The organism is Cognatilysobacter segetis (genome assembly GCF_004359965.1).
Lineage (GTDB): Bacteria > Pseudomonadota > Gammaproteobacteria > Xanthomonadales > Xanthomonadaceae > Cognatilysobacter > Cognatilysobacter segetis.
Genome location: NZ_SMRQ01000076.1, coordinates 1 through 10,787, shown reverse-complemented (window position 1 = coordinate 10,787; position 10,787 = coordinate 1). Strand labels below are relative to the sequence as shown.

The 10,787-nt window shown below is 72.8% G+C and carries 7 protein-coding genes; 3 read left to right on the top strand and 4 right to left on the bottom strand.

What is annotated here, in order from left to right:
- On the bottom strand, positions 1–1,600 hold a 1,600-nt coding region (rhlB, locus tag E4F61_RS13125), incomplete at its 3' end, for an ATP-dependent RNA helicase RhlB (protein WP_133480080.1).
- Positions 1,601–1,833: 233 nt separating this feature from the next.
- On the opposite strand from rhlB, the gene trxA reads away from it, so the two are divergent.
- Positions 1,834–2,160, top strand: coding sequence for a thioredoxin (trxA, locus tag E4F61_RS13120; RefSeq protein WP_133480079.1), 327 nt, complete (start codon positions 1,834–1,836; stop codon positions 2,158–2,160).
- Positions 2,161–2,441: 281 nt separating this feature from the next.
- A complete protein-coding gene (gene rho, locus E4F61_RS13115) occupies positions 2,442–4,157 on the top strand; it encodes a transcription termination factor Rho (protein WP_133480078.1) in 1,716 nt (571 codons plus the stop codon).
- A 90-nt stretch (positions 4,158–4,247) separates the two neighbouring features.
- On the opposite strand, the gene E4F61_RS13110 is transcribed toward rho, so the two are convergent.
- A complete protein-coding gene (locus E4F61_RS13110) occupies positions 4,248–5,123 on the bottom strand; it encodes a hypothetical protein (protein ID WP_133480077.1) in 876 nt (291 codons plus the stop codon).
- A gap of 187 nt (positions 5,124–5,310) precedes the next feature.
- Complete coding sequence (locus E4F61_RS13105; RefSeq protein ID WP_162301494.1) at positions 5,311–6,288, bottom strand: GGDEF domain-containing protein; 978 nt, start codon at positions 6,286–6,288, stop codon at positions 5,311–5,313.
- A 147-nt stretch (positions 6,289–6,435) separates the two neighbouring features.
- On the opposite strand from E4F61_RS13105, the gene E4F61_RS13100 reads away from it, so the two are divergent.
- Positions 6,436–8,238, top strand: coding sequence for a monovalent cation:proton antiporter-2 (CPA2) family protein (locus tag E4F61_RS13100; RefSeq protein ID WP_133480081.1), 1,803 nt, complete (start codon positions 6,436–6,438; stop codon positions 8,236–8,238).
- A 4-nt stretch (positions 8,239–8,242) separates the two neighbouring features.
- On the opposite strand, the gene E4F61_RS13095 is transcribed toward E4F61_RS13100, so the two are convergent.
- Positions 8,243–10,787, bottom strand: a 2,545-nt coding sequence (locus E4F61_RS13095) for an ankyrin repeat domain-containing protein (RefSeq protein WP_133480075.1), incomplete at its 5' end; no start/stop codon positions are given.

Sequence of the window (10,787 nt, the reverse complement as noted above, 5' to 3'; positions counted from 1 at the left end):
GGCGCGGCGTGGCCGGCGTCGCGGCGCCGTCCGTGCCGGCCGCCTCGACCGGCTTGCCCTTGCGACGACGGCGACGCTTGCGCGGCGCAAGCGCTTCGCCGGTCACCGGGTCGATGCGGGGCGGCTTCGGCGTCGCGGGCGCGGCAGCGTCCGGCGCGGCGGCGGCCGCCGACACACCCGGATCGGCCTCGCCGAGCGCGGCATCGACACGCGGCGCCCGCGGCGGACGCGCGCCCTCGGGCTTGGGCCCGCGCGGGCGACGCTCGCCGTCACGCGACGCACCCGGACCGCTGCGACCGCCGCTGCGCGGCTTGATGCCGCGCCGCGCGTCGTCCTCGGCCTTCTGCTCGCGGGCCTCGCGGAAGATCGCGCTGACGCTCTCTTCCTCTTCCCCTTCCACCTTCACGCGCGGCGCGCGCGGCAATGCGATGAGCATGTCGGCGGTGACCTGCTCGGTGGGCAGCTTCTGCTCGATGTAGGCCTCGATGTCCGGCAGGCTCATCGCGTAGCGCTCGCAGGCGAAGCTGATCGCGTCACCCTCCGCCCCGAGACGGGCGGTACGGCCGATGCGGTGGACGTAGTCCTCGGCATCGAACGGCAGGTCGTAGTTGTAGACGTGGCTGACGCCGTCGATGTGCAGGCCGCGGGCGGCGACGTCGGTCGCCACCAGGATCTCGAGCTGGCCGGCCTGGAACTTCTTCAGCAGCGACTCGCGCTTCTTCTGCGGCACGTCGCCGGAGAGCACGCCGACGCGGTAGCCGGCCTTCTCCAGCGCACGCGCCACCCGCTCGACGAACGCCTTGGTATTGACGAACACCATCGTGCGCGCGCCTTCCGAACGCGAAAGCAGCGCGATCAGCAGCGGGATCTTCTCCTCGTCCGACGGGTAGTACACCTTCTGGCGCACCTTCGCCGCGGTGATGAACTCGCTCTCGACGACGATCTTCTCGGGCTCGTTCATGTGCTCGTAGGCGAGCTCGAGCACGCGATGGCTCAGCGTCGCCGAGAACAGCAGCGTCTGCCGCGTGGTGCGCTCGGGCATGCGGCGCAGCAGGAAGCGGATGTCCTTGATGAAGCCGAGGTCGAACATGCGGTCGGCTTCGTCGAGCACGCACATCTCGCAGGCGTGCAGGCTCACCACCTTGTGCTGCTTGACGTAGTCGATCAGGCGGCCGGGCGTGGCGATGATGACGTCGGCGCCCGACTGCAGGATCTGCCGCTGCTTGTCGTAGTCGACGCCGCCGTAGACCAGCGCGAACTTGATGCCGAGCTCGGAGCCGAACTTGACCGCGTCCTGGTGGATCTGGATGGCAAGTTCGCGGGTCGGCGCGAGGATCAGCGCGCGCGGGTCCTCGGGCTTGCGGTCGGCCAGCGCCGGGCGCGTGAGCAGCCGGTTCACCACCGCCACGAGGAAGGCGAGCGTCTTGCCGGTGCCCGTCTGGGCCTGGCCGGCGACGTCGCGGCCGGCGAGCGCCAGCGGCAGGGTCAGGGCCTGGATCGGCGTGCAGCGGGTGAACCCGGCGGCTTCGAGGCCGGCCAGCAGCGTCGGGTGCAGGTTGAAGGAGTCGAAGGTGACGTCGGTAAGGGGCTTGTCGCTCATCAGGATCCGGCGCGCCGGTCGGCGCTTGCGTGGAAGGCGGCCGGAAGACGGCGGCCAGGAAGGTCCGGGCGCGCGTGGGGACGGCGACGGGGTGCATCCGCGGAAACGCTGCGGATGCGGCCGGACGGTCAGCGGGGCTTGCGCCACCGCGTTTGGTCCCCAAGTGTAGCGCATGCCTGCACGGCGCCCGTGCGACCATGGCGCCCGCGTCCGTTCCCGAGGAGACCTGTTCAGTGAGCGACAAGATCAAGCATGTCGGCGACGCCGACTTCGACCGCGAGGTGCTGCAGTCGTCCGAGCCCGTGCTGGTGGACTTCTGGGCCCCGTGGTGCGGCCCCTGCAAGATGATCGCCCCGGCGCTCGACGAGCTCGCCGGTGCCTACGACGGCCGCGCGAAGATCGTGAAGGTCAACGTCGACAACGAGCGGCAGACGGCGATGAAGTACCACGTGCGCTCGATCCCGATGCTGCTCGTATTCAAGAACGGCCAGATCCATGGCCAGCAGGTCGGCGCGGTGGGCAAGGCCCAGCTCGCGCAGCTGATCGACAAGGCGCTCTGAGGCGCCGCGGGCGTGAGCCCGCGATGAACCGGGAGGCGGCGACGCGGGCATGGCCGCCGTCCTTCGGGCACGATGTCCGTCGACCGCGCGTCGCCTTCACGCGCCACTGCCGCTTCGCACGGTCGAATCCGCTCTGCCCCGAGCGCTTGCACGCGTCGTCGCGGCGGTGCTAGTTTGCCGCTGGCCCGGCGCGTTCGCGCTCGCCGCACCCCTCTTTTCTATACCGATCCCGACCTCGCCCGCGCATCCGCGGGCGCTCGCCGCTTAGCGAGGAATTCCGCTTGTCCGACCAGACCCCCGACGCCGGCGAAGTCGCCGAGAAGCGCGTGCGCAAGCCGCGCGTCGCCAAGACCGACGCCGTCGAAGCCGCACCCGCCGCCCCATCCGAACCGTCGCCGCCGCGCGCCGAGGCCGGACCGGCCGACGCACCCGCCCGCAGCGACGCGGCGCCGCGCGCCGAACGCCCCGCCGCCGAGGCCGCGCCGGTCGCCGGCGCCCCCGAACCCTCCGGCTCGGGCGAACCCGGCGCGCAGTCGGCGCAGGCCGGCGGCCAGAACGGCGCCCAGGGCGGCCCCCGCGAGCACGGCGAAGCCGGCCGCTCCAGCCGTCGCGACCGCTTCAAGAACCGCCGCGAGCGCCAGCGCGAACGCCAGCGCGACGGCGGCATGCCGGACGACTCCGGCAACGACACCTTCGTGCCGCGCTCGCATCCGCAGGTGCCCGAAGGCTTCCCGAGCTACTCGCTCGGCGACTTCAAGCGCATGCCGACGCCGAAGCTGCTGGAAATCGCCGAGCAGCTGAACATCCACGAAGGCGTGGCCCGCGCGCGCAAGCAGGACGTGATCTTCGCGCTGCTGAAGGTGCTGACGCGCCACGGCGAAGGCGTCGCCGCCGACGGCGTGCTGGAAATCCTGCCGGACGGCTTCGGCTTCCTGCGCGCGGCCGAGGCGAGCTACCTCGCCGGCCCGGACGACACGTACATCTCGCCCTCGCAGATCCGCCGCTTCAACCTGCGCACCGGCGACCATCTCTCCGGCCGCATCCGCTGGCCGAAGGACGGCGAGCGCTACTTCGCGCTCAACGTCGTCGACACGATCAACGGCGAGCCGATCGAGGCGTCGAAGAACAAGACGCTGTTCGAAAACCTCACGCCGCTGTTCCCGCGTCGCAAGTTCCGCCTCGAGCGCGGCGACGGCAGCACCGAGGACATCACCGGCCGCATCCTCGACCTGATGGCGCCGCAGGGCAAAGGCCAGCGCGCGCTGATCGTCTCGCCGCCGAAGGCCGGCAAGACGATGCTGATGCAGCAGGTCGCGAGCGCGATCACGTACAACCATCCGGACGTGCACCTGATCGTGCTGCTCGTCGACGAGCGCCCGGAAGAAGTCACGGAAATGCAGCGCACGGTGCGCGGCGAAGTCGTGTCGTCCACCTTCGACGAGCCGGCCGGCCGCCACGTGCAGGTCGCCGAGATGGTGATCGAGCGCGCCAAGCGCCTGGTCGAGCACAAGAAGGACGTGGTGATCCTGCTCGACTCGATCACCCGCCTGGCGCGTGCGTACAACAACGTGGTGCCGAGCTCGGGCAAGGTGCTGACCGGCGGTGTCGACGCCAATGCGCTGCATCGCCCGAAGCGCTTCTTCGGTGCCGCGCGAAACGTCGAGGAAGGCGGTTCGCTGACGATCATCGCGACCGCGCTGATCGACACCGGCTCGAAGATGGACGAGGTGATCTACGAGGAGTTCAAGGGCACCGGCAACTCCGAGGTCCACCTCAACCGCCGCATCGCGGAAAAGCGCGTCTACCCGGCGATCGACATCAACCGCTCGGGCACGCGCCGTGAGGACCTGCTGATCGAGCCGGAGCTGCTGCAGAAGATCTGGATCCTGCGCAAGCTGCTGCACGGCATGGACGAGATCGGCGCGATGGAGTTCCTGCTCGACAAGATGAAGAACACGAAGTCCAACGACGAGTTCTTCAGTTCGATGAAGCGCTGAAGCGCGGCACCGGAAAGAAAAAGCCCCGCTCCGGCGGGGCTTTTTCGTTGCGGCGGCGCTGCGCGACGGCGCGCGCGGCCTTCGCGCGCGTCAGGACCCGGCGGCGTCCAGCGGCACGGCGAGCCGGAAGCGCGTGTTGATGCCCGCCATCTCGCCGTCCGCGAGGTCGGCGACGCCGGGCTGCGGCGCGTGCTCGACGACGGTCATCCAGGTCGGGACGCGGCGCGTCGAACGGGTCTCGAGCATCCATTCGCCGGGCTTGGCGTCCGCCGGCATGGACTCGGGGCCCGCGCCGATGCGGAACGACACCGGGATGTAGCTGACGAAGCCGTCGCCGACTCGGCTGTCCGCGGGCATGGCCTCGGGGTCGGCGCGCCACCGCCGCAGCGCCTTCAGCGTCGCCTTCTCGAAGGCCGACAGCACGGCGGCGGCGTCGGCCGGGCGCGCCCGCGTGCGTACCAGCGCGCTCTGCTCGATCGCGGCATCCACCACGCGCCCGTCGGGCCCGAAATGCAGCACGGCGAGCAGGTCGGCGTTCGCGCCGGTGCGCAGCGCCGCTTCCGGGAATTCCACGCTGAACTTCTGGGCGAGCGGCGGCTTGCCGCCCGCGCCGGATGGCATCTTCAGCGCGTTCGGAAAGCTTAGGTTGTCCAGCGCGAGTTTCAGACCGCCGTCGCTGGTCTCGGCGGCGGTGATCGCCACGCGCATGTCGGTTTCCGCGTTGACCACGCGGCCGTCCATCTCGACCGGTTGGAAGCGCACCGCCATGACCATGTCGCGCACGCGGTCGCCGAGCGGTGCCGGGAGCGTCGTCTTCGGGCGGTACTCGGCGACGCGGCCCGTCGTGTCGATCACGATGTGGCAGTCGATGCGGGTGATGAGCACCGGCGCCTGGATGTCGGCGGACGAGACGGCCGAGGCCGCGAACGGCACGGCGAGCAGCGCGGCGAGCAGGATCGGGCGCATGGGTCTTCCTTGATGTGCGGTCGGGAGGAGTCGAGTATGCCGCTTGGCCGAGCGACGGCGCTCAGAGCGACTGCGGGATGGGCACCGGTGCGGACGCTAGGGCCGTGAGCAGAAGCAACAGAAATCCGTTCATCCCTGGCCCTCCCCGGCCTTCGGCGCATTCTGCCCCCACGCGGTCCGCGCGTCGCTACCCGTCCACCACCACGCGGTCGCGCCCGGCGCGCTTGGCCTCGTACATCGCGGCGTCGGCGCGGCCGAGCCAGTGCGCATTGACCTCGCCCGGCTGCAGCACCGCGCCGCCGACCGAGACGGTGACGGCCTGCCCGCCGCTGTGCAGCCCGTCGGCGACCGCGCGTCGCAGTTCGTCCGCGAGCAGCCGCAGCGCATCGACGCCGGTGCCCGGCAGCAGCAGCACGAACTCCTCGCCGCCGTAGCGGAACAGGCGATCCCCGGCACGGCAGCGCGACTGCACCAGCCGCGCGAAGTCGACCAGCACGCTGTCGCCCGCCTCGTGCCCGAGCGCGTCGTTGATGCGCTTGAAGTGGTCGAGGTCCATCACCAGCAGGCCCACCGGCACGCGGTGTCGCCGGAACGCTTCGGCCGCGATGTGCAGCTCGCGCGCCAACGCGCGCCGGTTCGGCGCGCCGGTGAGCGGATCGCGCGACGCCAGCTTCTCCAGCGCCTCGCGCTGCAGCGCCGTATGCCAGGCGAAGACGAACGCCAGCACGCAGGTGACGCCCGCGCTGGCGAGGTACATCGCCCGCGACGCGGTCGTCGGGAACGGGCCGGGGTCGAGCGCGACCAGCAGGATCAGCAGCAGCGCGACGACCAGCGCACGCGAGCGCCGCACCAGCAGGAACGCCGCCGCGATCGCCGGATACGACCACAGCGCTCCGGCTTCGCCGGCGACGTGCGCGACCCCGAGGCAGCCCACGGCGGCCGCCACGACGATGAAATGGCTCGCGTGCTCGACGTTGCCGCCGCGCCAGGCGAACAGCAGCGTGCCCGCGAGCGCAGCGACAATGGCGAGGTCGATGGCGCCGGCTTCCGGTTCGCCCACGGCGAAGCGATAGGCGACGAACGGCACGATGCCCACGAGCGCGACCAGGCAGAAGAACACCAGCACGGCGAACTGGAAATCCGTGCGCAGCCGCTGCTTGGACATCGGGGCCTCCCGCCCGTGGCCTGGCGGCGTCGCGAAGCGACACCGACCGGCCGAGCCTAGCGGGCGTACACGCTGCATCCCGTGAGCGGCCACCACGCCGCCGGGCGGCGGCATAGCATGCACGCTGGTTCCGCACGGACGTCCGCCATGCACGGCAGTGGCTTCGAGCTCGCCCTGGTGTTCCTGCTCGCCGCCGTGCTGGTGGCGCCGCTGTTCCGACGCCTCGGCCTCGGCGCCGTGCTCGGCTACCTCGCCGCGGGCGTGCTGCTCGGGCCGCAGGCGCTGCGGGTGGTCGCCGAGCCCGAGCCGGTGCTGGCGGCTTCCGAGATCGGTGTGGTGATGCTGCTGTTCGTGCTCGGGCTGGAGCTGTCGCCCTCGCGCCTGTCGGTGATGCGCCGGCCGGTGTTCGGCGCGGGCGGCGCGCAGATGGCGCTGTGCGGGCTGGCGCTCGCGGTCGCCGCGCGACTGGCCGGCCTGCCGTGGACGGCCGCGGCCGTGGTCGGGCTCGCGCTGGCGCTGTCGTCGACCGCGGTCGGGCTGCAGCTGCTGTCCGAGCGCGGCGCGGTGCACAGCGCGTACGGGCGGCTGGCGTTCGCGATCCTGCTGTTCCAGGACCTCGCGGCCATCCCGCTGCTGGCCGCGGTGCCGTTGCTCGGTCGAGGCAGCGATGCGTCGATCGACCCCTGGGCGATCGCGCGCGCGATCGGCGCCGTGCTGATCGTGGTCGGCGGCGGACGCCTGCTGCTGCGCCCGCTGTTCCGTCTGGTCGCGCGAAGCGGCATGCCCGAGGCGTTCACCGGTGCCGCGCTGCTCACCGTGCTCGGCGCGGCCTGGCTGATGCTGCAGGCCGGGCTGTCGCCGGGCCTGGGCGCGTTCCTCGCGGGCGTGCTGCTGTCGGACTCCGAGTTCCGCCACGAGCTCGAGGCGCAGATCGACCCTTTCAAGGGCCTGCTGCTCGGCCTGTTCTTCATGGCGGTCGGCATGGGCATCGACGTCGCGCGCGTCGCCGCCGAGCCGCTGCGCATGGCCGCGATCGTCGCCACGCTGCTCGCGGTGAAGGCGGTGCTGCTGGTGATCGTCGCGCGGCGGCCCGGCCGGCTGTCGCTGCGCGATGCGCTGCCGCTCGCGGCGGTGCTCGCGCTGGGCGGCGAATTCGCATTCGTGGTGTTTTCCGAAGCCGCGCGCGTCGGCCTGATCGACGGCGCCGCGCGCGACCGCCTCGTCGCCGCGGTCGGCCTGTCGATGGCGCTTGCGCCGGCGCTGGTGTGGCTGGCGGCGAAGCTGTCGTCGCGCGTGGCCAAGAAGCCGCCGCGCCCGTTCGATGCGATTCCCGACACGCGTCCGCAGGTGCTGATCGCCGGCTTCGGGCGCTTCGGGCAGGTCGTCGCCCGCCTGCTCGCGGCGCAGAAGCTGCCCTTCATCGCGATCGAGCCCAGCGCCGATCAGGTCGACTTCGTGCGCCGCTTCGGCAACCCCGTGTACTACGGCGACCCGAGCCGCTCCGACCTGCTGCGCTCGGCCGGCGCGGATTCCGCGAAGGTGTTCGTGATCGCGCTCGAGGACCCGGAGCAGTCGGTGAACACCGCGCGCACGGTGCGTCGCCTGTACCCCGAGGCGCGGGTGTACGCCAGCGCGCGCGATCGTCCGCACGCCTGGGCGCTCATGGACCTCGGCGTGCATGCGGTGCGCGAGGTGCTGCATTCGAGCCTGTACACCGGCGAGCGCGTGCTGATCGACCTCGGCTTCGACCCCGACACGGTGCGCGAGCACGTCGAGCGTTTCCGCGAGCACGACGCGCGCCTGCTGCGCGCGCAGTACGACGTGCGCGACGACGAGGCCGCGCTGATCCGCACGACGCAGGACGCGCGCCGCGAGCTGGAGGAGTTGTTCAGCGCGGACGCCGGCGAAGGCGTGCTCGGCGGCATCGTCGGGCCGGCCGCGCGGCGCTGAGTCGTCAGCGGTCGCGCAGGAAGCGCGCCATCGAGATGTCGCGGTTCGCGGTCGCCGGCGCGAAATCCGCGGCGATGTCGACGAAGCCGCGCATCAGCGCGATCTCGCGCGGCGAGCGGTTGAGCGAATCGCGCAGGTCCGGGTCCGCGCCCGCCTTGAGCAGCGCCTGCACGACGCGCGACAGCCCGTGCAGTGCGGCCAGGTGCAGCGGGCCGAAGCCGCGCGCGTCGCGTGCGTCGAGCTGCACGTCCTGCGCGAGCAGCGCATCGAGCGCGGCGAGCAGCACGTCCTCGTCGGCCGCGGGGCCCGGTTCGGCGCGCGCGCCGAGCAGCAGCAGCAACGGCGTGACGCCGTTCGCCGCGAGGTCGGCATCGACGCCGGCGAGCGCGAGCGTGTCGAACAGCGCCACCACGCGCGTGCGGTCGCGCGCGGTGAAGGCATACAGCGCGGCGCAGTGCATGGCATTGCGGCCCTGCGCATCCACGGCCTGCACCTCGGCGCCCGCCGCGACGAGCCGCTGCGCGAGGTCGGGCAGGCCGAGCGCGCTCGCGACCATCAGCACCGTGAGGTCGCCGGGCAGGCGCTGTTCGAGCGAGACGCCGGCGGCGACGAGTCGATCGACGATGTCCAGATGCCGCATCGACACCGCGGCCGACAGGGGCGTGGCGCCGGACTGCGCGGCGAGGCCCGCGTCGGCGCCGCGCTTGAGCAGCAACTCGACCACCGCGCGATGACCGCCGCCCGCCGCGCGCAGCAAGGCGCTGCAGCCCTGGCGGTCGAGCGCGTTCACCGGCAGGCCGAGGTCGAGCAGGCGGCGCACCGCGTCCTCGTCGCCGGCGGTCGCCGCGGCAGGCACGTCCTGCGCGCGCAGCGGGCGCCGCGGCAGCGGCCAGCCGCGCCAGTCGAGCCAGTCGGCGATGTCGCGGCGGCCCGCGGCCAGCGCGACGCCCAGCGGTGTCTGCCCGTCGGTGGCGCGCAGTTCGATGCAGGCGCCATGCGCGACGAGGCGGCGCACGATGTCCACGCGTCCGAGCGCGGCGGCGAGGTGCAGCGCGCTCATGCCGCGGGTGTCGCGCGCGTCGAGGTCGACGCCGGCAGCGAGCAGGCGCTCGATCAGCGGCAGCCAGCCCAGGCGCACGGCGAGCGTGATCGCCGGATCGCCGCCGCGCGACGGGCCGAACGGATCGGCGCCGCGGTCGAGCAGTTCGATCGCCATGCGCGTGGCGACGGCGTCGCTGCCGATGCAGGCGGCGAGGAAGCGCGCGAGGCCGCCGCGACCGGCCGGCGACACGCCGCGATCGAGCAGGCGGCGCAGCGTCGGCAGCGCGGCAGGTCCACGACCGAGCAGCATGAACAGCGCGGTCTGGCCCTGCCCGTCGCGCACGTAGGCATCGGCGCCGTGCGCGAGCAGCCAGTCGGCATTGGCGGGATCGGCGACGATCGCATCGTCGTGCAGCAGCACGCCGAGGTCGGCGGGCGACAGCAGCGCGGCGACGTCGCCGAGGTCGCGTCGCCCGGCCTGCAGGCCTTCGCGCAGCAACGCGAGGGGCGTGCGGTCGGGCAACGGCGCGTCGTCGTCTTCCTCGCGCAGGGCGGCCGGCAGTCGATAGCCGGCGTCGAGGGCGGCGACCAGCGACCAGCGCCCGGCTTCGGCGGCGCGATCGACCGGACGCTTGCCCTGTTTGTCGACCTGCGCGGGATCCGCGCCGAGTTCGATCAGGCGCGCGACGAGTTCGGGCGTGGCGCGCTCGGACTCGCAGGCGAGCGAGAGCAGGCCGCGGCCGTCGGCGTCGACGCGCGCGGCCTGCGCGGCGCCGCCATCGGGCAGCTGGCGCAGCAGTTCGTCGGCGACTTCGAGATGGCCACCGCGCACGGCTTCCATCACCGGCGTGCGGCCGAGCGCATCGGTGAGCGCGGGATCGGCGCCGGCGTCGAGCAGCGCGGCGACGATCTCCATGTGGCCGGCGAATGCGGCGACGTGCAGCGCGCTACGGCCCTGGCGATCGCGCGCATCCACGCGTGCACGGCTCTTGAGCAGCAGCTGTACGCCGGCGGGATCGTCGTCCTCGCTGCCGGCCGCGGCGAGCAGCGCGGGCTGGCCGCCCGGCGGCTCCGGCTTCGCGCCGCGCTCGAGCAGGAAGCGCGCGACGCGCCAGTTGCCGGCGGCGCAGGCCATGCCGAGCGGCGAGAGGCCTTCGTCGTTGACCACTTCGAGTTCGGCCGCGGCATCGCGCAGCAGCGCGGCCACGCCGGGATCGGTGCTGCGCGCGGCGAAATGCAGCGCGGTATTGCCCTCGCCGTCGCGCTGGCGCGGATCGGCGCCGTTGGACAGCAGCGTCATCACCGCCTCGGGCCGGCCGTGCCAGCTGTCGCGCGTGGCGGCGAGCAGCGGCGTCATCCCGGCCTGCACGGCGTTGAGGTCGACGCCCTTGGCGATCAGCGCGCGCAGCAGGCGCAGGTCGGGCAGCACCGCGGCGAGCACGGGCAACGAGCGCTGGTCGCGGTCGCCCGGCGCCGGCAGCGCGCGCACGTCGGCGCCGGCGTCGACG